This is a genomic window from Acinetobacter sp. YH12105 (genome assembly GCF_013419095.1).
In the GTDB taxonomy this organism is placed as follows: domain Bacteria; phylum Pseudomonadota; class Gammaproteobacteria; order Pseudomonadales; family Moraxellaceae; genus Acinetobacter; species Acinetobacter pseudolwoffii.
In genome coordinates this window covers 1-25,530 of record NZ_VPAU01000012.1, presented here as the reverse complement: position 1 = coordinate 25,530, position 25,530 = coordinate 1, and the positions used below count along the sequence as shown (strand labels likewise).

21 protein-coding genes and 1 pseudogene are annotated in these 25,530 nt (G+C 43.7%); 11 read left to right on the top strand and 11 right to left on the bottom strand.

Translation table 11 applies throughout. From position 1 onward, the window contains the following. The first annotated feature begins 2 nt into the window (after positions 1–2). From FTU44_RS09810 to galE, 10 genes are all read left to right on the top strand, one after another. Positions 3–1,190, top strand: coding sequence for a glycosyltransferase (locus FTU44_RS09810; RefSeq protein WP_180050430.1), 1,188 nt, complete (start codon positions 3–5; stop codon positions 1,188–1,190). Positions 1,191–1,213: 23 nt separating this feature from the next. Next, on the top strand, positions 1,214–2,368 hold the full coding sequence (locus FTU44_RS09805) for a glycosyltransferase (RefSeq protein WP_218949984.1): 1,155 nt from the start codon (positions 1,214–1,216) through the stop codon (positions 2,366–2,368). After that, positions 2,369–2,983: a sugar transferase gene (locus FTU44_RS09800; RefSeq protein ID WP_180050427.1), complete on the top strand. Its 615-nt coding sequence runs from the start codon at positions 2,369–2,371 to the stop codon at positions 2,981–2,983. Continuing rightward, a complete protein-coding gene (locus FTU44_RS09795) occupies positions 2,976–3,632 on the top strand; it encodes a NeuD/PglB/VioB family sugar acetyltransferase (protein WP_180050423.1) in 657 nt (218 codons plus the stop codon). Before FTU44_RS09800 ends, FTU44_RS09795 begins: the two co-directional genes overlap by 8 nt. A 31-nt stretch (positions 3,633–3,663) precedes the next feature. Then, positions 3,664–4,833: a DegT/DnrJ/EryC1/StrS aminotransferase family protein gene (locus tag FTU44_RS09790; protein ID WP_180050420.1), complete on the top strand. Its 1,170-nt coding sequence runs from the start codon at positions 3,664–3,666 to the stop codon at positions 4,831–4,833. A 131-nt stretch (positions 4,834–4,964) separates the two neighbouring features. After that, entirely contained in the window at positions 4,965–6,839 is a 1,875-nt protein-coding gene (locus FTU44_RS09785) for a nucleoside-diphosphate sugar epimerase/dehydratase (RefSeq protein WP_180050417.1), read from the top strand. A gap of 13 nt (positions 6,840–6,852) precedes the next feature. Then, positions 6,853–7,728 (top strand): UTP--glucose-1-phosphate uridylyltransferase GalU, encoded by an 876-nt coding sequence (gene galU / locus FTU44_RS09780; RefSeq protein WP_180050414.1) that lies wholly within the window; start codon positions 6,853–6,855, stop codon positions 7,726–7,728. A 25-nt stretch (positions 7,729–7,753) separates the two neighbouring features. Next, a complete protein-coding gene (locus tag FTU44_RS09775) occupies positions 7,754–9,010 on the top strand; it encodes a nucleotide sugar dehydrogenase (protein ID WP_005094718.1) in 1,257 nt (418 codons plus the stop codon). A gap of 35 nt (positions 9,011–9,045) precedes the next feature. Next, positions 9,046–10,677, top strand: coding sequence for a glucose-6-phosphate isomerase (gene pgi / locus FTU44_RS09770; protein ID WP_257226476.1), 1,632 nt, complete (start codon positions 9,046–9,048; stop codon positions 10,675–10,677). Then, positions 10,670–11,686, top strand: a complete 1,017-nt coding sequence (gene galE, locus FTU44_RS09765) for a UDP-glucose 4-epimerase GalE (RefSeq protein ID WP_180050408.1) — start codon at positions 10,670–10,672, stop codon at positions 11,684–11,686. Before pgi ends, galE begins: the two co-directional genes overlap by 8 nt. Positions 11,687–11,764: 78 nt before the next feature. Here galE and FTU44_RS09760 read toward each other — a convergent pair whose 3' ends face one another. From FTU44_RS09760 to FTU44_RS09715, 10 genes are all read right to left on the bottom strand, one after another. Then, entirely contained in the window at positions 11,765–13,135 is a 1,371-nt protein-coding gene (locus FTU44_RS09760; RefSeq protein WP_180050405.1) for a phosphomannomutase CpsG, read from the bottom strand. 59 nt (positions 13,136–13,194) lie between these two features. Continuing rightward, a complete protein-coding gene (gene glmS / locus FTU44_RS09755; protein WP_180050402.1) occupies positions 13,195–15,033 on the bottom strand; it encodes a glutamine--fructose-6-phosphate transaminase (isomerizing) in 1,839 nt (612 codons plus the stop codon). 12 nt (positions 15,034–15,045) lie between these two features. Then, positions 15,046–16,410: a bifunctional UDP-N-acetylglucosamine diphosphorylase/glucosamine-1-phosphate N-acetyltransferase GlmU gene (glmU, locus tag FTU44_RS09750; RefSeq protein WP_159138736.1), complete on the bottom strand. Its 1,365-nt coding sequence runs from the start codon at positions 16,408–16,410 to the stop codon at positions 15,046–15,048. 20 nt (positions 16,411–16,430) lie between these two features. Further along, entirely contained in the window at positions 16,431–16,952 is a 522-nt protein-coding gene (locus tag FTU44_RS09745) for a phosphatidylglycerophosphatase A (protein WP_159138735.1), read from the bottom strand. Continuing rightward, positions 16,930–17,844, bottom strand: a complete 915-nt coding sequence (gene thiL, locus FTU44_RS09740) for a thiamine-phosphate kinase (protein WP_159138734.1) — start codon at positions 17,842–17,844, stop codon at positions 16,930–16,932. Before thiL ends, FTU44_RS09745 begins: the two co-directional genes overlap by 23 nt. Positions 17,845–17,862: 18 nt before the next feature. Further along, positions 17,863–18,312, bottom strand: a complete 450-nt coding sequence (gene nusB, locus FTU44_RS09735; RefSeq protein ID WP_004728813.1) for a transcription antitermination factor NusB — start codon at positions 18,310–18,312, stop codon at positions 17,863–17,865. Between the two features lie 4 nt (positions 18,313–18,316). After that, a complete protein-coding gene (ribE, locus tag FTU44_RS09730) occupies positions 18,317–18,787 on the bottom strand; it encodes a 6,7-dimethyl-8-ribityllumazine synthase (protein WP_044109358.1) in 471 nt (156 codons plus the stop codon). 18 nt (positions 18,788–18,805) lie between these two features. Next, the gene (ribBA, locus tag FTU44_RS09725; RefSeq protein WP_004728811.1) at positions 18,806–19,921 is read right to left on the bottom strand and encodes a bifunctional 3,4-dihydroxy-2-butanone-4-phosphate synthase/GTP cyclohydrolase II; all 1,116 of its coding nucleotides are present in this window, start codon (positions 19,919–19,921) and stop codon (positions 18,806–18,808) included. Positions 19,922–20,324: 403 nt separating this feature from the next. Then, positions 20,325–21,836: an aldehyde dehydrogenase family protein gene (locus FTU44_RS09720; RefSeq protein WP_180050399.1), complete on the bottom strand. Its 1,512-nt coding sequence runs from the start codon at positions 21,834–21,836 to the stop codon at positions 20,325–20,327. Between the two features lie 347 nt (positions 21,837–22,183). Beyond that, the gene (locus FTU44_RS09715; protein WP_180050396.1) at positions 22,184–23,146 is read right to left on the bottom strand and encodes an alpha/beta hydrolase; all 963 of its coding nucleotides are present in this window, start codon (positions 23,144–23,146) and stop codon (positions 22,184–22,186) included. A gap of 366 nt (positions 23,147–23,512) precedes the next feature. Between FTU44_RS09715 and FTU44_RS09710 the strand changes: the two genes are divergently transcribed. Beyond that, on the top strand, positions 23,513–25,213 hold the full coding sequence (locus tag FTU44_RS09710) for an NAD-dependent malic enzyme (protein ID WP_180050394.1): 1,701 nt from the start codon (positions 23,513–23,515) through the stop codon (positions 25,211–25,213). Between the two features lie 197 nt (positions 25,214–25,410). Here the strand turns inward: FTU44_RS09710 and FTU44_RS09705 are convergent. Further along, positions 25,411–25,530 (bottom strand): annotated as a pseudogene (locus FTU44_RS09705) (IS30 family transposase); the annotation flags it as partial.

Genomic DNA, 25,530 nt, shown 5'->3' with positions numbered 1-25,530 from the left:
TAATGAGCAATAAAAAACTTGTATTTATTACAGAAGCACGTTTTTTTTGTGATTCTAATAATATCATTTATTTTGATAGGGACTTTGATGCTACTTTGTGGGATAGATATTTGGAGTATTTTGATGAATTAGTTGTTTTTGCACGTATTAAAAATGTTAATCGTGATTATATAGATACACTTATTGTTAATAAAAACGCTAGAGTAAAATTTATAAAGCTTCCATACTTTATCGGACTTTTTGATTTTTTAAAAAATATCTTTCTACTAAATAGGGTTTTAAAAAAAGAATTGTATTTATTGAAAGATTATTCATTTATTTTAAGAGTCCCAGGTTCAATTGGATTCAATGTAGCTAAAATTTTAAATAAGTTTAAGATAAATTATAGTGTTGAAGTAGTGGGTGATCCTGCAGAGGTTTTTGCTCGAGGAAATTTTACGCATAATTTACGACCATTATTAAGATTTATGGCAATATATCAACTTAAGTATGTTGTCGAAAATGCTAAGAGTGTACTTTATGTAACTCAATCAGTATTACAAAAAAAATATCCTGCCTCTGTAGGGGTTTTAAGTTTTGGAGTCTCTGATGTCCGTATTGAAGATAATATTATTACAATAAAACATAAGAATTATTCTTTTAAGAAAAAGTATCAAATTATTAGTGTTGGTTCTTTAGCACAAATGTATAAGTCACCAGATGTTCTTTTAAAGGCAATACATATTATTAATTCACAATATAATGATATTGAAATTAATCTAACTTGGTTGGGTGAAGGTATATATAAAGAGAAAATGATTAACCTTGCAAAAGAGTTAGATGTTTTTGATTATGTTGATTTTAAAGGCAATGTTTCCCGTGAAGAGGTTATGTGGCAAATAGATAGTTCAGATTTGTTTGTGCTAGCTTCGAAGACTGAAGGCTTGCCGAGAGTTATTGTTGAAGCAATGGCAAAGGGTCTGCCTATCATTGCTACAAATGTGGGAGGTATTCCTGAGCTTCTACCATCTGAAGTATTAGTTGAACCCAATAATGCAAAGCTTTTGGCTGAAAAAATTTACCAAATATTGAGTGATTCGGAATTTTATAATAGACAGTCAAGTAGTAATTTAATTAATTCACATAATTTTAAAAAGACTATTTTAGATCAAAAAAGGAAAATTTTTTTTGACACAGTAATGAGTTTATAGGCTTTAAGGGAATTATTATTTTTATGAAAGAAAATATTCGTATTCTTCATTTAATTAAAACTACATCAGGTGCTTCATGGGCTCTGAAGCAAGTACAGCAACTCATTAGTCTGGGGTGTGAAATACATGTTGTATTGCCAGATAATAATGGTTTGACTAATTGTTATTTAGAGACAGGAGCTAAAATCCATATTTTAAATATAGATTTTGCATTGCTAATTAAGCAGCCTATTCTCTTTCTGGAAAATGTGAAAAAATTTAGAAAGTTATTACACCAGATTAACCCAGATATTGTCCATTCGCACTTTGTAGGTAACACCATATTTATGCGTATAGCAATGAAAGGTCTAAGCATAAAAAGAGTCTTTCAGGTACCAGGTCCTCTGCATCTTGAAACGACGTTTACTCGTGCTATAGATCTGAAATTAGCTGATAAATATGATTATTGGATTCCTACATGTTATTTGTCAGAAAAAATTTATTTAGCTTCGGGTGTTTCAAAAAGTCGATTAATGACAACTTTTTATGGTACAGATACCTCTACTTATCATAAAAAAGATAAAGGTATATTAAGAGATGAGTTTAATATTTCTAAAAATATTAAAATTGTGGGTATGGTTGCTTATGCATATGCGCCTAAAAAATGGCTTGGACAGTCACGAGGGTTAAAGGGGCATGAGGACTTGATTGATGCAATAGAAATTGTTGTACAGAAAAATCCACATATTAAATGTGTGATTGTAGGAGGGCCTTGGGTAGGTGCTGACCAATATTTTCAAAGTATTGTTGCATATGGTAAAGAAAAATTAGGAGATCGAATTTTATTTCTAGGTACTCGTAAAGATGTACCGGATTTATATCCAGATTTTGATGTAGTTGTACACCCTTCACATTCTGAAAATTTAGGTGGTGCTGCAGAGTCACTTTTAATGGCAATACCAACTATCGCAACAAATATTGGTGGATTTCCTGATATTGTTAAACCTAATGAAACTGGTTGGTTAGTACCTAAACAGGATCCAGAAGCTTTAGCAATTGCTATTTTGGATGCGTTATCTAATCCTGAATATGCGCATGAAATGGCACAAGAAGGTGAAAGACAATTAAAGCAAAGCTTAGATGTACGAAAAACGGCTAAAGATGTTTTTGAATTCTATAATAAAATTATGGTGAGCTAGATGTTTTTAAAGCGCCTTTTAGATATTGTGATTGCTTTCATTGCTCTGATCCTGCTTTCACCACTTTATGCATTTGTTGCTTACAAAGTGAAAAAAAATCTGGGTTCGCCAGTCTTGTTTCGCCAGGTGCGTCCCGGTTTACATGGCAAGCCCTTTGAAATGATCAAGTTCCGCACAATGAAAGATGCTGTAGACGAGCAGAGTAACCCATTGCCGGACAGTGAACGTCTAACGCCTTTTGGTCAAATGCTACGTTCCACCAGTCTGGATGAAATGCCGGAACTCTGGAACGTGATTAAAGGCGATATGAGTATTGTCGGCCCACGCCCCCTGCTGATGGAATACCTGCCACTTTACAGCCCTGAACAGGCCAAACGCCATAATGTTAGACCGGGCATGACAGGTCACGCACAGGTCAACGGTCGTAATGCCATTGGATGGGAAGAAAAATTCAAGCTAGATACCTGGTACGTCGAAAATCAGTCGATTTGGCTCGACTTCAAAATCATGTTTAAAACAGTACATAAAGTTTTAGCAAAAGATGATATCAGTGCCATGGGAGAAGCGACCATGACCAAATTTACTGGTACAAAAACGGACAATATCCATGACTGAAATCTATGCCGTGTATGGTGCTTCAGGTTGTGGCCGAAGCTTGATGCCTGTGGCTCGCCAGCAATTACAGCGTAAGAATATAAATGCCAAAATCTATTTTATTGATGACAGTCTGATCGAAGAAATGACGGTTAATGGGCATAGAGCGTTAAATTATGCAGCATTTAAAAATCTAAAGGCTGATAGAAAGTCAGTTCTCATTGCGATTGCCAATAGTCAGATCCGTGAAAAAATAGCTAAAAAACTTCAACAAGATGCAATTGAGCTATGGACGGTTCAGGCAGATAATGTCGTGCGCATGGATGCAATAGAAATTGCTCCAGGTGCTGCTTTAAGCCCATTTGTAACGCTCACTTCTAATATCAAGATTGGCAAATGTTTTCATGCCAATTTATACAGTTATGTTGAGCATGACTGTGTGATTGGAGATTACGTTACCTTTGCTCCCGGCGTGAAATGTAATGGCAATATTCATATTGAAGACCATGCCTATATTGGTACGGGTGCCGTAATCAAACAGGGCACACCAGATCAACCTTTAGTGATTGGCAAGGGAGCAGTGGTGGGCATGGGCGCTGTCGTCACCAAAAGTGTGCCACCCGGGGTTACGGTCGTTGGTAATCCGGCACGGATTTTAGAGAAAAAATAAGTTTTTAAATTTTAAAAATTCAGGACACATCATGTTAAATACTACATTTGAACCATGGCCAAGTTTTACCCAGAAAGAAGCGGATGCGGTTTCCCGGGTTTTATTGTCGAATAAAGTCAACTACTGGACAGGGCAAGAATGCCGTGAGTTTGAAAAAGAATTTGCCCAGTTTGCAGAAACCCAGTATGCAGTGGCTTTAGCCAATGGAACCGTGGCCCTCGATGTTGCTTTGAAAGCCTTAGGGATTGGCGCCGGGGATGATGTAATTGTCACCTCACGCACCTTTCTGGCATCGGCCAGTTCGATTGTTACCGCTGGAGCAAATCCTATTTTTGCTGATGTTGAGCTGGATTCACAGAATATTTCTGCTGAAACCATCGAAGCAGTACTGACCTTAAATACCAAAGCGATTATCTGTGTGCATCTGGCAGGCTGGATGTGTGACATGGATCCGATCATGCAATTGGCACAGGAAAAAGGCCTGTATGTGATTGAAGACTGTGCACAGGCGCATGGGGCAAAATACAAAGGCAAGTCGGCCGGTTCCATCGGTCATATCGCAGCCTGGTCGTTTTGTCAGGACAAGATCATGACCACGGGCGGTGAAGGCGGTATGGTCACCACCAATGATGAAACCCTGTGGAAAAAAATGTGGTCTTATAAAGACCATGGCAAGAACTTTGACAGCATCTATAACAAACAGCATCCACCGGGATTCCGCTGGTTACATGATTCATTTGGTACCAACTGGCGCATGATGGAAATGCAGGCGGTGATTGGACGTATTCAGCTTAAAATGATGCCGGAGTGGACTGCAAAACGCATGGCCAATATGGAAAAAATTTATGCTGCATTTGCAGACAGTCCATATTTTAGCGTGCATCGCCCATCCGATGAGTATGTCCATGCCGCATATAAATGTTATGTGCAGGTCAATACAGATCGGTTGCCTGAAGGCTGGTCACGTGACCGGATTATGGCAGAGATGAATGCCTTGGGTGTGCCATGTTTTAGTGGATCTTGTTCCGAGGTGTATTTGGAGCATGCTTTTGATGGTACAGCATGGCGACCGACACAGCGTTTGCAAAATGCGCAAAAACTCGGTGAAACCAGTTTGATGTTCTTGGTCCATCCGACATTAACAGAAAATAATATTCAAACAACTGAATCTGCCATCCAGCAGATCATTAGTCGCATATAATCTAATCATGATTCAATCACGTAGAATGCACCAACAGGTGCATTTGATAAATTTACCCAAGTTTCAATTTAGTCATTCTAATACCTAAATTGGATTGAAACTTATTAAGTACTATTGAGAAGACATATCACGTGAAGTCCATCATCCTGCCTTTAGTCGAATCTCCACGTTCAGCAAAACTCGCATTTTTAGTCATTTTAGACTTTTGTATTTTCCCTGTTCTAATCTGGCTGTGTTATGCCATCCGCCAGTTTGACCTCGGCGCAGAAGTTGTACCCAATATTCCTTTTGGTGCGGTTTGGGTCAGTGCTATTGCTGTATTGGCTCTATTTCTCTGCGGTGTATATCGCTTTATTGTGCGTACCTTCAATGAATTTTTTATTGTTAAACTGGGTTTGGCAACGATCTTATCCGTGATTGGTCTGTATTTATTGGCTTATAGCACACATGCCTTTATTCCGACATCCATCCCGTTGATGTTTGGCTTTATGATGTTTGCCTGGGTCTGGTTTAGCCGCGGTTTTATCCGTTTTATCGTGCGTTCTTATTTACAGGCCGGAGTGCCTAAAAAACGGATCGCGATTTACGGCGCTGGGAATGCAGGGCAGCAGGTGGCAGCCACCTTAAATCGCTCCAATGAGCATGTGCCGATTATATTTATTGACGATGATCCATCTTTAAATGGCCAAAATATTGGGGGTATTCAAGTTTATTTACCAGATATTGCCTTGAAATATCTCCCTAAATTAAAGATTAGTGAAATTCTGATTGCACTGCCCTCAGTCGGGCGGATACGTAAAAGTGAAATCGTTAAATTTTTAGAACCGGCGCATCTTAAAATTACCGAGATTCCCGGCCTGACTAAACTGGTCGATGGTGAAATTCGAATTTCCGATATTCAGGAAGTGGATATTATTGACTTGCTGGGCCGCGATCCTGTCCCTCCGGTTGCAGAACTTTTAGCCAAAAATATTCAAGATAAAGTGGTGATGGTGACTGGTGCAGGTGGCTCAATTGGTTCTGAGCTTTGTCGCCAGATTATTAAAAACCAGCCGGCGAAAATTATCATTTATGAACTGACAGAATTTGCTTTATATAGTATTGATAAAGAATTACGTCTTACAGCATCATGTGACATTATTCCAATCCTGGGCTCAGTACTGGATGAACGCAAGCTGGAGCGGGTGATTGAACAATATGAGATACAAACAGTTTATCATGCAGCGGCTTATAAACATGTCCCTCTGGTGGAGTGTAACCCATTAGCAGGCCTGAAAAATAACGCGGTGGGAACGGCATTTAGTGTCAATGCTGCGGTGAAAAAAGGCGTCGAAACCTTTGTACTGATTTCAACCGATAAAGCGGTACGTCCAACTAACGTGATGGGTGCGACCAAGCGCATGGCAGAGCTGTATTGTCAGGCTATGGCAGAAGCTCAGGATCAGACCCAGATCAGTATCGTGCGCTTTGGTAATGTGCTGGGTTCTTCTGGCTCGGTGGTGCCGCTGTTTAAACAGCAGATTGCCAAAGGTGGCCCGATTACCGTGACCGATCCCGAAGTGACCCGGTTCTTTATGACCATTCCGGAAGCTTCGCAACTGGTGATTCAGGCTGGTGCTTTGGGAACCGGTGGCGATGTGTTCTTGCTGGATATGGGGGAACCGGTACGGATTCAGGATCTGGCACGACAAATGATTTCACTCAGTGGACTCAAAGTCCGTGAAGAAAAAAATCCAAATGGTGATATTGAAATTCAATATACCGGCTTACGTCCGGGTGAAAAGCTGTATGAAGAACTGCTGATTGATGAAGAAAATACAGAAATTACCTCGCATAAGCGTATTTTGAGATCAGTCGAGAAGCATTATCCATTGGCAGAAATCCTGGAGGTCTTTAAACGGATGCATGAACTTTCAGCGACGCAAGCCGATATTGAATGGGCATTGGCGCAGCTGGAATACTATGTCGATGGTTATGTACGTGGTAATGACATTCAAGTGAACTAGGTTATTTATAGATATGATTAAGAAAGCAATTCTTCCTGTGGCCGGCCTCGGTACGCGTTTTTTACCGGCCAGCAAATCGATTCCCAAAGAAATGGTCACTGTGGTTGATCGTCCGGCGATTGAATATGTGGTCCGTGAAGCGGTAGCCGCCGGGATTGAACAAATTATTTTGGTGACACATTCTTCAAAAGCATCGATTGAAAATTACTTCGATCGTAATTTTGAACTTGAAACCACACTTGAGCAAAAAAACAAAACCGATTTACTTAAAGAAATTACTGAAATTCTGCCTAGCGGTGTAAGTATTATTAGTGTACGTCAACCGCAGCCTTTGGGCTTAGGTCATGCAGTACTCTGTGCCAAAGCCGTGATTGGCGATGAAGATTTTGCGGTATTATTACCAGATGTGCTGGTCAAGGATCAGGATCCGGAAAATGATTTGTCTCGCATGATTCAACGCTATGATGTATCTCAAGCAGCACAAATCATGGTCGAAGCGGTACCTGAACATCTGGTGGACCAGTATGGGATTGTCGATGTGGCCGCATCTCCGGCCGAAGGCGAAAGCATTGTCATGCAAGGGATTGTTGAAAAACCGGCAGTCGGCACTGCACCATCGAATCTGTCTGTGGTTGGACGTTATGTCCTGCCGGCAAAAATCATGCAGCTTCTGGAACAGACACCACGCGGGGCAGGCAATGAAATTCAGCTCACCGATGCGATTGCCATGTTACAGCAGACTGAAGCAGTGGAAGCTTATCGTATGAAAGGTCAAACTTTTGACTGTGGCAACAAGCTCGGCTATCTTAAAGCTGTATTACATTATGGGGTTGATCATCCCAAGCTTGGTCGCGAGTTTAAAGCGTTGATCCAAGAACTCGCTTTATAATAAAAAATAATAACAAAGGAATACTATGAAAGTCGCAGTACTGGGGAAAACCTTATTTTCCGGGGTCATTTCGGCCCTTTTGTCTGAATGTGGTCATCAGGTGGTGTGGTGTAACAGCTTCAGTGCAGATGAGCCAGCCCGGACTTATTTTCAGGATGAATCCTTGCAGTCATTGCTGCAAAAACAGGAAAAATCCGGTTTTTTAAACTGTTGTGATTTTCAGCATCTGGATTTTAATCAGGATGTTTTTTTCTTTAGTTTTAACGCCACCGAAGAGCAGCAGGCATTTCAGATGCTGGATACCATTCGGCATGCCTGTTTTGCTCATCCCAAGCTGATGATTAATGCTTCGACCTTTGGCTTGCATGGTACCCAACGTTTTCAGCAACTGCTGCCGAATGATGACTGGATTTATCTGCCCGATATTATTCAGGAAGGTAATGCCCTGCGTAGTTTTGTTCAGGCCACGCAGCTGATCGTGGGCTGTGATCATGCAGATGCACAGGCTAAAATCAGAGAGCTGTTACGCCCCTTGTTTCCGCGTGCGCAGCAGTATCTGTTTATGCCGGTACTGGATGCCGAATTTACCAAACTCAGTATTTCCGGCATGCTGGCCACCCGGATCAGTTATATGAATGATCTGGCCAGTGTGGCAGAAAAACTTGGGATTGATATTGAACAGGTGCGTCAGGGCATGGCTGCGGATAACCGGATTGGTTCCGCCTATTTGTTTCCAGGAGTCGGTTTTGGTGGAGAGAACTTCTCGCATGATATCCGCACCTTAACGCATGCGGTAGCAGATTCGGGGGTGAAAAACCAGTTACTGGAACAGGTCTGGGAGATTAACGAACAACAAAAAGAATTACTGTTCCGCAAACTATGGAATTATTTCCGTGGCGATTTACAGGGAAAAGTGGTGGCGATTTGGGGCGCAGCCTTTAAAGAAAATACCCCGAGCATCCAGCAATCTCCAGTGCATGCCATGCTCACTGCATTATGGGCGCAAGGGGTGACGGTCAAACTGCATGATCCGCAAGCATTGGCCAATATTAAAAAAGTCTATGGGATACGGCAGGATCTAATCCTGTGTGAAGATCAATATCAGGCCGTCGAAGGTGCGGATGCCTTATGTTTGATGACTGCCTGGAAGCAGTATGGTAGTCCAGATTATCCACACCTCATTAAACTGATGCAGCATCCCCTGATTTTGGATGGGCGTAATCTGTATGATCCGGCCTATATCAAGGCGCGTGGTTTTAATTATATTGGGGTGGGACGTTAATGTTAAGTCAGCTTAAACCAGATCTAAATACTGAAATGGTGTGTCAAAAACTCGCCTCGAGCAAAGAACAACTTGATGCGGTGCATCTACGAGAACTGTTTGCCGCAGACCCCCAGCGTTTTAACAAATATTCAATTCAGTTTGAACAGCTGGTCTTCGATTATAGTAAACACAGAATGAACAGTACGGTGATGCAGGGCCTGATTGAATGGGCAGATGCACAAAACCTAAGATCCTGGATCGGGTCTTTATTTTCAAATCAGGACATTAATTATACCGAGCAACGTGCTGCCATGCATTGGGCATTACGCTTGCCAGCACAGGATCAGCAGCATGCGGATCTGGCCGCTGATGTGCATGCTCAACTTGAGCGCATGTATGCCTTGGTCGAGCAAATCCATGCCGGGCAGCGTCGTGGCGCCACCGGTGAAGTGATTCAGGATGTGGTCAATATTGGGGTCGGTGGTTCAGATCTTGGCCCTCTAATGGTTACGCATGCCTTATCGGATTTTAAATACCAGTCTGCCCAGCCACTCAATGTGCATTTCGTCTCGACCATGGATGGCAGTCAGCTGTCCGAGTTGTTGCATCAACTGCGTCCGGAAACCACGCTATTTATTATTTCGTCCAAATCATTTGGCACGATTGATACTCTGACCAATGCCCAGACAGTACGCTTGTGGCTGGAAAAAGCCTTGGGTCAGCATCCCTATATTCTGAAACATCATTTTATTGGAGTTTCTACCAAGCCGGAGAAAATGACGGCCTGGGGAATTGCTCCGGAAAACCAGCTACTGTTGTGGGACTGGGTCGGTGGTCGCTATTCACTGTGGTCCTGTATCGGATTGCCGATTGCACTGAGTATCGGCATTGAAGGTTTTAAGCAGCTGCTGGCCGGTGCCTATGCGGTCGATCAGCATTTTCAGTATCAGCCTTTTGAGCGCAATATTCCGGTGTTGATGGGGCTCTTGGGTGCATGGAATAACAATTTTCTGGATATTCAGACCCATGCGATCCTGCCTTATGATGGACGACTGAAATACTTTGCTTCTTATTTGCAACAGCTGGAAATGGAATCCAACGGTAAGTCGATTCAACGTGATGGTGAAAAAGTTCAGCTGGATACCTGTCCGATTATTTGGGGCGAAGTGGGACCGAATGCGCAACATGCTTTTTATCAGCTCCTCCATCAAGGTACGCAGTCAGTGAGTTGTGACTTTATTGCGCCAGTCAAGCGTTATAACAGTCAACAATATACCTATGCAGACAGTGCCGAAGCATTAATTGAACAGCATCATTTGGCCCTGTCTAACTGCTTGGCGCAATCACGTTTACTGGCCTTTGGTAATGAGGCTTTGGACCCAAAAGAATTAGAGAGCTTGCCAGCCTATAAACAGTATGAAGGCAACCAACCGAGCAGTACGCTGTTGATGCAAGAGCTGAATCCTTATAGTCTGGGTATGCTGATTGCTCTATATGAACATAAAGTTTTTGTGCAATCGGTGCTGTGGAATATCAACCCATTTGACCAGTGGGGCGTGGAAAAAGGTAAGGAAATTGCCAACCAGTTGCTGCCTATTTTGAATGGTGAACAGTCTGAGCTAGGTGGTCTGGATGGTTCAACTCAAGGTTTAATTAACATTTTATTAGGGAAGCAGCATGGCTAAAATTCTGGTAACGGGCGGGGCAGGCTATATTGGTTCGCATACTTGTGTTGAGTTATTAAATGCCGGCCATGAGGTGGTGGTTTTAGATAATCTGTGCAATAGCGCTGCTGAGTCTTTAAATCGGGTGCAACAGTTGACCCAAAAAAGCCTGACATTTATACAAGGTGATATCCGTGATGCTCAATTATTAGATCAGGTATTTCAGCAACACTCGATTGAGGCCGTGATTCATTTTGCCGGTCTGAAAGCGGTCGGAGAAAGCCAGCAAATACCATTGGCTTATTTTGACAATAATATTGCCGGTTCAATCAGCCTGGTTCAGGCGATGCAGCGCGCACAGGTTTTTAAACTGGTGTTTAGTTCCTCAGCCACGGTCTATGGCGAAAATAATCCTTCACCTTTAAACGAAGAAATGCCTACCGGAATGCCGACCAATAACTATGGCTATACCAAACTGATTGTTGAACAGCTCTTGGAAAAGTTGTCTGTGGCGGATGAACATTGGTCGATTGCCTTATTACGTTATTTTAATCCGGTCGGCGCGCATAAAAGTGGCCAGATTGGCGAAGATCCACAAGGTATTCCCAATAACCTGATGCCTTTTGTGACTCAAGTGGCAGTCGGTCGTCGTGAAAAGCTATCTATTTTCGGTCATGATTATGACACGGTGGATGGTACCGGAGTGCGCGATTATATACACGTAGTTGACTTAGCCAATGCACACTTATGTGCCCTCAATAATCGTTTAACTGCGCAAGGTTGCCGTGCCTGGAATATTGGTACAGGTAATGGCATTTCAGTGCTACAAGTTAAAGATACTTTTGAGCAAGTGAATGGGGTTGCGATTGCATTTGAATTAGCCCCTCGTCGTGAAGGCGATGTGGCCACCTGTTTTGCAGACAATACCCGTGCAGTCCAAGAGTTGAGCTGGACACCACAATATGGCCTGGAAGATATGCTCGCTGATAGCTGGAACTGGCAGAAACAGAATCCGAATGGCTATCGTTAAAATTTTTATAACGATATAAATAAAAATGGGAGCTTTTGATGAATAGCTCCCATTTTTATTGTACTGTATGCGTGAAGATTAACTCTGAATCAGCTGAGTCAATTCATCGACATAATCCTGCATTGGTCGGGGATTGTGATCCCGACGGCTTTCAATATTCAGACGCAATAGCGGTTCAGTATTCGATGCCCGCACATTAAAACGCCATGCATCAAAATTAAGACTGACCCCATCGGTCTGATCGATCTCCGGCTGCTGATTGGCATAATGATCGAAAAGTTTTTGGATGGTCGCTTGGGTATCAGCGACTTTAAAGTTGATTTCACCACTGCATGGGAACTTGGCGATCATCTCTTCTACCAAAGAAGATAAGGATTTTCCTGTTTCAGACAGTACTACTATCGCCAGTAACCATGGAATCATGCCGCTATCGCAATAGGCAAAGTCACGGAAATAATGATGTGCACTCATTTCACCGCCATAGGCCGCATTATGCTCACGCATCACATCTTTAATAAAGGCGTGACCTGACTTGGACTGAACCGTGATCCCTTGATATTGCTCTACAATATCCAGTGTATTCCAGACCAAACGCGGATCATGTACAATTTTTTCGCCAGATTGCTTTAGCAAGAAGGCTTGAGCCAGAAGGCCGACAATATAATAGCCTTCAATAAACTGGCCTTTTTCATCGAACAGGAAGCAGCGGTCAAAGTCACCATCCCAGGCAATGCCCATATCTGCGCCATGCTGAATGACCGCATCACGGGTGCTGTCACGGTTTTCAGTTAAAATCGGATTGGGAATCCCGTTCGGGAAAGTGCCGTCAGCTTCATGATGAATTTTGATAAATTCAACCGGAATATTGAGTTGTTGAAATTTTTGTTCAATCGCATCGACCACATGACCTGCTGCACCATTCCCGGCATTCATCACCAGTTTCATCGGACGGATTTTTGCCGGATCAATATAGCTCATCAGATGATTTACAAATTCAGGCAGAATATTGTATTTCTCAGTACTGCCTTTATTGCTGACGTCAATAAATTCATCTGATTCTGCTAAAGCCTGAATCTCTTTAAGACCAGTATCGGCACTGATTGGACGGGCATTTTCACGTACCAGTTTCATGCCATTATAGTCCATCGGATTATGGCTGGCCGTGATTTCAATACCACCTTGCACATCCAGATGGAAGGCGCCAAAATAGACTTCTTCAGTGCCGGTCATGCCCAGATCCAGAACATTGACACCCGCATCATTTAAACCGTGAATGGTGGCCTGTTTTAAACCTTCACTGCTGAGCCGGATGTCACAGCCAATGACCACCGTTTTAGGTTGATAAATCTGTCCATAAGCACGGCCAATTTTATAGGCAATCTCTTCATTGAGCTCGGTGCCAAGTTTGCCGCGAATGTCATAGGCTTTGAAGCAAGTCAGTTTGGTCATTTATAGGCTCTCCATTCAGAAGAAAAAAGGCCGGTTCCCCAGCCCTGATTCAATTTTAATTATTCTACCGTAACCGATTTTGCCAGATTACGTGGCTGATCGACATCTGTACCACGCAGCACTGCCACATGATAAGACAGTAACTGCACCGGGATGCTATATACAATCGGTGCCAGCACTGCATTGACTGCCGGAATATGTACCACATGCTGACGCTCTTTGGCTTTAATGCCGCTGTTTTCATCGGCAAAGACAAACAGTTCGCCACCACGTGCCTGAACTTCTTCCATATTGGATTTCAGCTTATCCAGCATGTCATCTTGCGGTGCCAGAATCACCACCGGCATGTCATTGTCGACCAGTGCCAATGGGCCATGTTTCAACTCACCTGCAGCATAGCCTTCAGCATGAATATAGGAAATTTCTTTCAGCTTGAGTGCACCTTCCAGTGCGATCGGGAAGTGCGTGCCACGGCCCAGGAACAGGCAATGCTGCTTTTCAACAAACAGCTCAGACAGACCTAAAATTTCATCATCATGACGTAAAGTGTCCAGCATCACTTTAGGCAAATGCCAGAGTTCCGTGCTGATCTTCGTCATCTGTTCTGTAGAAATGCTATTTTTGACCGAACCAATTTTCAATACCAACAGCATTAAAGCAGCAAGCTGGGTGGTAAAGGCTTTGGTAGATGCCACACCAATTTCTGGGCCTGCCAGTGTCAACAGACTATGCTGGGTCTCACGTACCATCGATGATGTAGCGACATTACAGATGGTCATCGTAGTGATGTCTAGCCCTTTGGCCGCCGCACGTTTCTGTGTATCACGTAATGCAGCCAAGGTATCGGCAGTTTCACCGGATTGGGAAATACACACATAGAGTGTGTGATTCACAATGACTGGCGTACGATAACGGAACTCGCTGGCAATCTCGACCTGACACGGCAGATCAATCAGCTGTTCAAACCAGTATTTCGCAATCATGCCGGCATGATAGCTGGTACCACAGGCAATAATCTGGATTTGCTGGATTTTTGCGAAGTCCTGTTCCGCACTGGCAAGAAAGTCTTTGCGCAGGTCATTGCCATTTAAGGCTTGAGAAATGGTCTGTTTGATCGCTTCAGGCTGCTCATAAATTTCTTTGAGCATGTAGTGCTTATATTCACCTTTAGAGGCATTGCTGACCGCAGCATCCAGTTCCTTGACCGGACGATCGACCAGTTGACCATCGACAAAAACTTCAATCGTGGTGCGGGTCAAACGGGCAATATCACCTTCTTCCAGGTAGATAAAACGGTTGGTAATCGGGAGCAGTGCCAGCTGGTCAGAACTGATAAAGTTCTCGCCAATCCCCACACCAATGACGAGCGGAGAACCTTCACGTACGGTAATCAGTTCATCCGGATGATCTGTATGCACGATACCTAGGGCATAAGCACCTTTGAGTTGTGGTACCACCTGGCGCACAGCTTCCATTAAGCTTGGGGTAGATTTCAGGGCGTCATTGATCAGATGTGCAACCACTTCTGTATCGGTCTGTGAAGTAAAGACATAACCCAAAGCTTCAAGATCATCTTTGAGTTCTTGATAGTTCTCAATGATCCCGTTATGAACCACTGCCACATTTTCAGAAATATGCGGATGGGCATTTTCTTCAGTCGGTTTGCCATGGGTTGCCCAGCGTGTATGTGCAATGCCAAGTGAACCGCTGATCTGTGATTCATTCACGGCCTGTTCAAGATTCGCGACCTTGCCGACACGACGTTCACGCAGGACCTGGCTATTGTTGATGAGTGCCAAACCTGCTGAATCATAACCCCGGTATTCCAGGCGTTTTAAGCCTTCAATCAAAATATTGGTAATGCTACGTTCTGCAATGCCACCGACGATACCACACATATTTATTCCCCCTTATTTCTTGATTTTTTGCGGACGTGGATAGTTTTCTTTGGCAAATTGCTTAGAACGTTCTACCGCCAAACTGTTGTCTTCCACATCACGAGTAATCGTCGAGCCTGCACCCACTGTAGCACCATTGCCAATTTTCACAGGTGCAACCAATGAACTGTTCGAACCAATGAAAGCCTGATCACCAATGATGGTTTTAAATTTATTCGCACCATCATAATTGCAGGTAATGGTACCTGCACCAATATTAGAACCGGCACCGATTTCAGCATCACCGAGATAGGTGAAGTGGTTGGCTTTAGAGCCTACGCCAATCGTGGTATTTTTCACTTCTACAAAGTTACCGATATGCACCTCGGCAGCAAGCTTCGCACCCGGACGCAGTCGTGCAAAAGGGCCAATCTGGGTATCTTCACCGACGATAGCATTGTCAAAAATGCTATAAGGTTGCACTTTAGTCCCAGCTGCAATTTTGGTATTTTTGATGATACAGCCGGCGCCAATTTCAACATGGTCGCCCAGCTCGCAATCACCTTCGATAATCACGTTGATATCAATCTGTACATCTTGACCGACAGTTAAATTACCACGCAAATCAAAACGGCTCGGATCAATCAGATGCACACCTTGCTGCATCAGCTGTTTGGCCTGAAATGCCTGAAACTGACGTTCTAATGCTGCCAGTTGCACACGGTCATTTACGCCTTCAACTTCAAAGGCTTGTTCAGGTTCTACCGAAGCAACCTGCATACCATCTGCCAGAGCCATCGCCACAATATCGGTCAGATAGTATTCACCCTGAACATTCTCATTGCTTAAATTTGGCAGCCATTGATGCAACTTGGCATTGCTGACCGCATAAATGCCAGTATTAATTTCTTGGATCTGACGTTGCTCGTTCGTTGCATCTTTATGTTCAACAATGGCCTGAATCTGACCATTTTTACGCACGATGCGACCATAACCATTGGCATCTGGCAAGGTGAGTGTGACCAGACCAATGCCAGTTTCTGCAGTGGCATCGAGTAATTTTTGCAAGGTAAGCGGGTTAATACAGGGTACATCACCAGAAAGAATCAGCGATACGCCGTCTTGGGGCAGGACAGGTAAAGTCATTTGTACGGCATGACCGGTCCCCAGCTGTTCGCTCTGTTCAACCCATTTAATTTTTTGCGCTGTAAAAGCAGCTTGAACCTGCTCGCCACCGTGCCCGTAAATGGTAATAATATTATCTGCGTTTAATTTTTTTGCTGTGTCAATGACATGACCCAGTAAAGGACGTCCTGCAAGCGGTTGTAATACTTTCGGTAAGCTTGAACGCATGCGCGTGCCTTTACCTGCAGCAAGAATAATAACAGTCGTTGACATGTTCTAATCCTAAATATGGCTTATGCCACGGTGAAGTAAAAATAAATCAAAATACAAAGAGCCGCCCACAGGCCAGCAATGATGTCATCCAGCATGATGCCAAAACCGCCGTCGACCTGACGGTCAATGACCCGAATCGGCCACGGTTTCCAGATATCAAATAATCTGAATAGCGCAAAACCGACCAGCAGCCAGAGAAAGTTCATCTGGCCGAGATAGATCAGGGGTAAAAATGTGATGGATTGTCCGGCGAATTCATCCCAGACAATACGGCCATCATCATGAACGCCCATGACCTTGGCAGTATGCCCGCAGATATATATGCCAATCAGGGACATGATGGCAATGGCAAAAAGACTGTTTAGAAAATCAAGATGCAGCCAAATCGGGATAAATAAAAGTGCAAAGGCCGAACCAAAGGTCCCCGGTGCTTTAGGCATCAGTCCTGAGCCGAAGCCAACGCCACTAAATACAATCAGTCGGTCGGTCCATGACATGGCTTTAAAATTGATCGCAGGTTTATGCAAAATGTTGATACCCATTAAATTGAAGCAAATGATCTACGCCATCTTTTTCAAAAGTTAAGCCGTGCTGCTGAATTGTGCCGACTATACTAATCGAAACATCAAGTTGTTTTTGCAATAATTTTTCGTAATTTTGCGGGCTTATTGTAAAACATAATTCATAATCGTCGCCACCGGCCAGTGCATACTGCCATTTTTGTGCCTCGCTTAAGGTCTGCAGGGCAGGACTGATCGGTAAGTGTTCCAGTTGTAGCTTGGCACCGACTTGCGAGGCTTTGAGAATATGTCCAAGATCTTGGGCCAAACCATCCGAGACATCAATCATGCTATGTGCCAGACCTTTTAAGGCGGCACCGAGCTGACAGCGTGGCGTCGGATAGTCCAGACGTTTCTGTAGCGGATGACCTAAATGATTTAAGGCAAAAGCAGCATCGCCGACAGTTCCACTGACACAGATCAGATCACCTGGTTTTGCACCTGAGCGTGGCACCGCTTGGCCAATATCGACCCAGCCTAAGGCTGTCACAGATAAAGTGAGATGCGGACTTTGGGTGGTATCACCCCCGATTAAACTCACGCCAAATTGATCGCAACAATCATATAAACCCTGACTAAAGGCTTTGAGCCAGTCATGATCAATTTGGGGTAGGCTCAATGCCAGAAGAATACTATGCGGTTTTGCACCCATCGCGGCAATATCGGAAAGATTAACAGCAACCGATTTCCAGCCAATGGCATGCGGATTTGTATCGAGAGGGAAGTGTCGTCCAGCAACCAGTGTATCGGCACAGATGACCAGTTGTTGCTGAGGCGGAGGGGTGAGCAAGGCTGAATCGTCACCGACGCCTAAATCGACAGAATGGGTATTCTTGCGATTGAAATAGGTGTCGATAATCGAAAATTCAGCCATACAACAATTCGACTTTAATTAGTTGGCTTGTTGCTTTTCTGCTGCACGTAAAGTTGTCGCTAAACGATCCAATACACCGTTGATGTATTTGTGGCTGTCGGCACCGCCAAAATGTTTAGCCAACTCGATCGCTTCGTCTAGAACCACACGATATGGAATCTCAAGATGTTCTTTGAGTTCATACGCGCCTAGACGCAAGGTTGCGAGTTCAACACCATCCAGTGCTGAAAGTTCACGATCGAGTACCGGAATTAAGAGCGCATCCAATGCTTCATGATTGGCAACCACTTGAGTCAACAATTCATGATAATAGCTCAGATCCACTTTATGCATGGCATTTTCCACACGCGTACGTGCTTCAATCTCATGCACCGGATTGTGGCTCATTTGCCATTCATAAATTCCTTGTACAGCAAAGCGACGTGCTTTACGTTTTGCTGCATAAGTTGCTTGAAGTGTTTGCGACATAGCGTTAAATAGCCTTTAACAAGTTAACCATTTCAATCGCAGTCAGGGCAGCTTCGCTACCTTTATTGCCTGCTTTTGTTCCAGAGCGTTCAATCGCTTGTTCAATACTGTCCGTAGTGAGTACACCGTTAATGACAGGTAAGCCAGTGTCCAGGCCAACCACGCCTAAACCTTTGGCACATTCGCCTGCAACGAAATCGAAGTGAGGCGTGCTACCACGAATCACGGCGCCAAGCGCGATGATGGCATCGAAACGATCTGAAGTTGCCAGTTTTTTCGCAACTACAGGAAGTTCCCAGGCACCAGGGGCATGAACAACAGTGATATTATCCTCTGATACACCATGACGTTTCAATGTATCAATGGCACCTTCTAACAGATGTTCAACCACAAAGCTGTTAAAACGACCAACTAAAATCGCATAACGGTCTTCGTTCGCGAGATGTAACATACCTTCAATACGGCGAACTGCCATAGCAACCTCGATGATTTCTTAAGATGTTTGTTGTGCGGTGATGTATTCCACCACTTCTAAGTTAAAGCCTGATAGTGCATTGAAGCGCAATGGAGAGCTGAGCAGCTTCATTTTTTCAACGCCTAGATCACGCAAAATTTGTGCACCGACACCAATGGTCTGATACTGCTGAGACAGTGCAGAATTTGATTTTACATTTTTTGGTGTATTTAAGGTATCTAAAGCTGGACCCAAATCCTGTAAATGACGTTGCCCAATCCAGACCAGTACACCACGATCACTATTGGAAATTTCTTTTAATGCACGGTCTAAATTCCAGGCCGGTTCGCCGTCCTGTTTTTTCAGTTTGAGCAAATCACGGGTCGGATTAAAACCATGTACACGAACGGTGGTCACGCCTTGTTTAGGCTCGCCTTTGACCAGGGCCAAATGAATATCCGGGTTGCCCAGTTCACGATAACGATATAAATCAAATGTGCCGTATTCGGTGTCGAGTTTTTGATGATCGAGACGCTCAACCGTTTGCTCATTGGTCATGCGGTAATGAATCAGGTCGGCAATGGTGCCAATTTTCAAACCATGCTTTTCAGCAAAAACTTCAAGATCCGGACGGCGCGCCATCGTGCCATCTTCATTGATGATTTCACAAATCACCGAAGCCGGTTCCAGTCCTGCTAAACGAGAAAGATCACAACCTGCCTCGGTATGCCCGGCACGGTGCAATACGCCACCCGGCTGCGCCATCAGCGGGAAGATGTGTCCTGGCTGTACAATATCTGCCGGTTTGGCATGAGCAGCCACCGCAGTTTGAATCGTGTGCGCACGTTCAGCCGGTGAGATCCCGGTAGAAATACCTTTGGCTGCTTCAATTGACAGGGTAAAATTGGTTCCATGCTGGGCACCGTTTGCATCGACCATCAAAGGCAGATTCAACTGCTGGCAACGCTCTTTGCTTAAAGTCAGGCAGACCAGACCACGTGCATGGGTGATCATGAAGTTGATGTCTTCAGGACGTACGTGCGTGGCAGCAATCACTAAGTCGCCTTCATTTTCACGATCTTCATCATCCATCAGGATGACCATTTTTCCTGCACGGATATCTGCTACAAGCTCTTCAACAGTATTGAGCGGCATCAACCTTCACCTTCTTTTTTGATCTTGATCAGACCGAATCATGACATTATTGGGTACATAGTCTAACGCTTTTTAAGCAATTTTGCCTATGCTTATTAGTTTCCCTATAGTGGTTCAATGTTATACACAGTCTTGGGAATCATGAAAAGCCGACTTTAAATGAAAGCCAGGGCTTTATGCAGGTTTTTTGAACAGTTAAAATGCATAAAAAATGAAAAACTTAGGCGAAGTCCTTCTAAGTTAAAGTATTAATTTGTTTTTATACAGTTTTATTCCTGTTTTTGTGATTTTCAGATTTTTATTTTGCTGGTCAACGATCAAGAGCAGAAAAATTTACCAGATATTAAAAAACTTGAATAAAACAAAAAAGCGAACCGCAGTTCGCTTTTGAGAAAATTCATACTTAGAAGAAACCAGCCGGTTTGGTTGAATAACTCACCAGCAGGTTTTTGGTCTGTTGATAATGATCCAGCATCATTCTGTGATTCTCACGGCCAATCCCTGATTTTTTATAGCCACCGAAAGCCGCATGTGCAGGATAAATATGATAACAGTTGGTCCAGACCCGACCCGCTTGAATCGCGCGTCCTGCACGGTAAGAGGTGTGTGCTGAACGTGACCACACACCTGCTCCTAAACCATAAATGGTGTCATTGGCGATTTTAATGGCATCATCAAAGTCCTTAAATGTCGCCACCGCCAGCACCGGCCCGAAGATTTCATCCTGAAAGGTTTTCATGTCATTGGTGCCTTTGAAAATGGTCGGTTCAATATAAAAACCTTGTCCCACTTCCTGACGTGCTTCACCGCCGGTCAGAATCTGCGCACCTTCTTCACGGCCAGTGGCAATACAGCCCAGAATCTTGTCCTGCTGTTCCTGTGAGGCTTGCGCACCAATCATGGTGTCGGTGTCGAGCGGATGACCGGTTTTAATGCGTTGCACCCGTTCTACCGCACGCGCCAGAAACTCATCGGCAATACTTTCCTGCACCAAGGCACGAGAAGGACAGGTACAGATTTCACCCTGATTCAGGGCAAACATGGCAAAGCCTTCCAGTGCCTTGTCCAGATAATCGTCTTCCTGATCCATAATGTCGGCAAAGAACAGATTCGGTGACTTTCCGCCAAGTTCCAGTGTTACCGGAATAATATTCTCGGTGGCGTATTGCATGATTTGCTGACCGACTGCGGTTGAACCGGTAAAGGCAATCTTGGCAATGCGCGGATTGGTCGCGAGTGGACGACCGACTTCGATACCATAACCATTGACAATATTCAGTACACCCGGCGGCAAAATGTCCTGAATCAGTTCAGCTAAAACTAAAATGCTGACCGGGGTCTGTTCCGCAGGTTTCAGCACGATACAGTTGCCTGCTGCCAAGGCAGGTGCGAGTTTCCAGGCCGCCATCAGGATCGGGAAGTTCCACGGAATGATTTGACCAACCACACCCAACGGTTCATGGAAATGGTAGGCAATGGTATCTTCATCAATCTCGGAAATGCCGCCTTCCTGAGCGCGGATACAGCCGGCAAAATAACGGAAATGATCAATACATAGCGGAATATCGGCCGCTAAGGTTTCACGGATCGGCTTGCCGTTGTCCCAGGTTTCTGCCACCGCCAGCAGTTCCAGATTTTGTTCCAGACGATCTGCAATTTTTAGCAGGATATTAGAACGGGTGGTGGGCGAGGACTTATTCCACTGTGCTTTGGCCTTGTGCGCTGCATCCAGGGCCAATTCGATGTCTTCTACAGAAGAGCGCGGCACTTTGGTAAAGACTTTGCCATCTACCGGAGAGATATTGTCAAAGTATTCGCCTTTGACTGGAGCGACCCATTCGCCGCCAATGAAGTTGTCGTATTGGGCTTTAAATTGAATTTTTGCACCGTCAGTATTGGGGTCTGCATAACGCATAATCTATTCCTTTATATGATTGTTATTGGTACATGCTGACCCTATTTTCTCAATTGAAAATGCTACAGTTTCAGCAGTCAGCTCTACTATAAAGAGGGAAAAAGACAGGTGGTGCTTTGATTACACGCTTGCTACAAAAGACAACATTTGGAATATGAAGTATAGGAATTAAATTTTATATTTAATCGAAGCTTATCGTGAGAAATAAGCATTTAACTGGCGCTTAAAAAATCGAAGAATTTATGTATTTCTGATGGTTGCGGATTACATTCAAGAGGGTCATTTTATTCAATCAAAACACTTAACAGAAAACAGGAGCCTAAAATCATCTTTCCTGTTTGCCGGCATTATAGTCCTTTGCTGTTGAGCCATTGAAACAGCTGCTGATAAACCTGTTCACGTACAGATTTGTCTGAAAGCATCAGATCGTGTAAACCATTCTGAATGCTTTGAACCGTGACATCAGCTTTAATTTTTTTGGCATATTTCTGAATGTCTTTAACTCCCAAAATCACATCACTAGTTTGCGCTGCCTTGCCCCATTTTTTTGGATATAAAGTCTGATGCGAATGCATGACCAGAACCGGAATATCGAGTTCGATGCCGCGATGAATTTCTTTTTGTGCTTCATAGATGGCACGAATAAAACTGATCCGTACCCTTGGATAGCGGGTCTTTTTCCAGTCCAGACTGAAGTCCCATTCCCCTTTTAAATCCTTGTGCAGACTGGTGGCATACCATTTATTTAACTCACTCGGAAATTTAAGGTCGGGAAAATTTTTTGCCAGTTTGCTTAACTGCGGGATGCCGAGCGCACGTTTTATCGGATTCATATTAAAGTTATAAAATGGACTGTTGACCCAGAGTGCTTTGATTAACCGATGATTAGGGTGATGTGCCGCGTACAATGTGGTGATGAGGCCGCCGGTAGAATGACCACAGAGCAGGGCAGCATCATGGCCCTCGCTTGCGATAATATCCAGTGCCTGGCTAATTTCTGCATCATATTCAGACAGCTCATGCACATTATAATAGTTCTGATGCGGCAGAATCGAACGGCCATATTTTCTTAAATCCAGCGCATAAAAATCAAAACCCTGCTGATTAAAGCGTTCCGCCATTTCAGTCTGAAAAAAATAATCAATAAATCCGTGAATATATAAAACCGCTTTAGGAGTAGGCTGCGCTGCTTTTTTACGTATCAGGGTTGCTACAACTTTGCCCTCATAGTCATCTGGAAAGCTCAAGGTGGCTTGCTCATAGCCGATGCCTAAAATATCAGCTTGATAAAGGGGCTGGAATTCACTCATTTTTATACTCATTTATATTATTGAATTTATACTTTATCCTTGATGAGCTTTAACTTTTTGTCAAATCAATCTTCTGCCTTAGCAGTATGAAAAAGATCAACACTATTTAAATAGGCCATAACCCATTTTAAATCAGTGAGATTTTAAAATAGAACAAGCATTTTTGATGGATAAAAGAAATTTATTACAAAATTAACCAAAATCTCTCCTATCACGCTACGTTATCAGATTATAAAATCCTGCTAAAAGCATTATCAATTTACTAAATACCCCAAAAGGCTAAAATCAGGATAGGCTATATAAAATAACGATAGTGATGTCATTGTTTTCGGCGAAGTGCCGAGGATTGATTAGAAGAGTTAAATAATGCCCAGAGAAAATTTGAACAGTAAACGCCCTTTATATATTCCGTATGCCGGAAATACCTTATTAGAACTCCCGTTACTCAATAAAGGTTCTGCATTTACTGAAGAAGAGCGTAGAAGCTTTAATTTGCATGGTTTAATTCCTCATGTGACCGAGACCATCGAGGAACAGAGTCAGCGCTCTTATCAGCAATATTGTGCTTTTAATAGTGATATCAACAAGCATATTTATTTGCGTAATATTCAGGATACCAATGAAACCCTGTTTTATCACCTGATTGAAAATCACCTTAGCGAGATGATGCCGATTATTTACACCCCGACTGTGGGGGAGGCATGTCAGCGCTTTTCTGATATTTATCGCCGTCATCGCGGGATCTTTATTTCCTATCCGGATCGCGATCAGATCGAGCAGATTATTCACAATATTAATAAAAAGAACGTGAAAGTGATTGTGATTACCGATGGCGAACGCATTTTGGGTTTAGGCGATCAGGGGATTGGCGGAATGGGGATTCCGATTGGTAAATTGGCGCTCTATACTGCCTGTGGTGGAATCAGCCCAGCGTATACCTTACCGATCACTCTCGATGTCGGCACCAATAATCAGCAATTGCTGAATGATCCGATTTATATGGGTTGGCGTGAACCGCGGATCAGCGGCGATGAATACTATGCTTTTGTCGAAATGGTAATTCAGGCCATTCAGCAGCGCTGGCCGGATGCATTGATTCAGTTTGAAGACTTTGCGCAGAAAAATGCCCTGCCTTTGCTGGAAAAATACCGTGATCGCATCTGCTGCTTTAATGATGATATTCAGGGAACCGCTGCGGTTTCGGTCGGAAGTTTAATTGCCGCTTCGCGTGCAGCAGGTAAGCAGTTGAAAGATCAGGTGGTGGCATTTCTGGGGGCCGGTTCAGCTGGTTGTGGGATTGCGGAACAGATCATTAAACAAATGATTGCGGAAGGCTTGAGCGATAGCGAAGCACGTGCACGAATCTTTATGGTCGACCGCTTTGGTCTGATCACTGAAAATCAGCCGAATTTACTAAATTTTCAGCGTAAATTGGCACAGCCTCTTGAACATGTAGAAAGCTGGGCAGATGCTGAAGCCATGATTTCATTAACAGATGTCGTGAAGCATGCTAAGCCAACAGTACTGATTGGGGTTTCGGGGCAACCGGGATTATTCACGCAGGAAGTGGTTGAAGCTATGGCTGAGAATAGCGTGCAGCCAATTATTTTCCCTTTATCCAATCCGACTTCACAGGTAGAAGCAGTACCGGCAGATATTTTGCAATGGACTAAGGGTAGAGCGCTGATTGCCACAGGTAGCCCCTTTGCACCGGTGAATTATCAGGAAAAAATCCATCATATTTCACAATGCAATAATTCTTATATTTTCCCCGGAATTGGGTTGGGGGTGATTGCTTCGGGTGCGAAGCGTGTTACAGATAATATGCTGATGGCTTCTAGTAATGCTCTGGCGGATTGTTCGCCTAAGTTGCAAGACCCACAAGCGGATTTATTGCCAAGTCTCGATCATTTGCAGTCTATTTCAAAGCAGATTGCATTAAAGGTAGCCCTTGCTGCCATTGAGGATGGGGTGGCGCCTAAAGTAAGTATTGAGGACTTGCAGTTAGCGATTGAGCATAATTTCTGGACACCGCAATATCGTGATTATCAGCGGGTCACTTTCTAATTTTAAATGAAGACAAACTCTGACTAAGCACTCGTTTTGGGCTGGTCAGCGTTTATTGGTTAAAATAGGCAATGCCTAAAAAAAGCCCCGATCTTTCGATCAGGGCTTTTTTGAATCTGGAGCGGGAAAGGAGACTCGAGCTCTCTGATTCCAATCTCGATAAAGTCGCTGAGATTTATTTTATTAAATAGGCGGATTCAAGCGGCAAGTGCAACAGTATAAAAACCAGCCATAACTTCACTAGGCGTATACCAACCTAGTGTTTTTCTAGGACGATGGTTGAGTGCAAATTCTATCTGCTCTATTTGTTCGTTTGA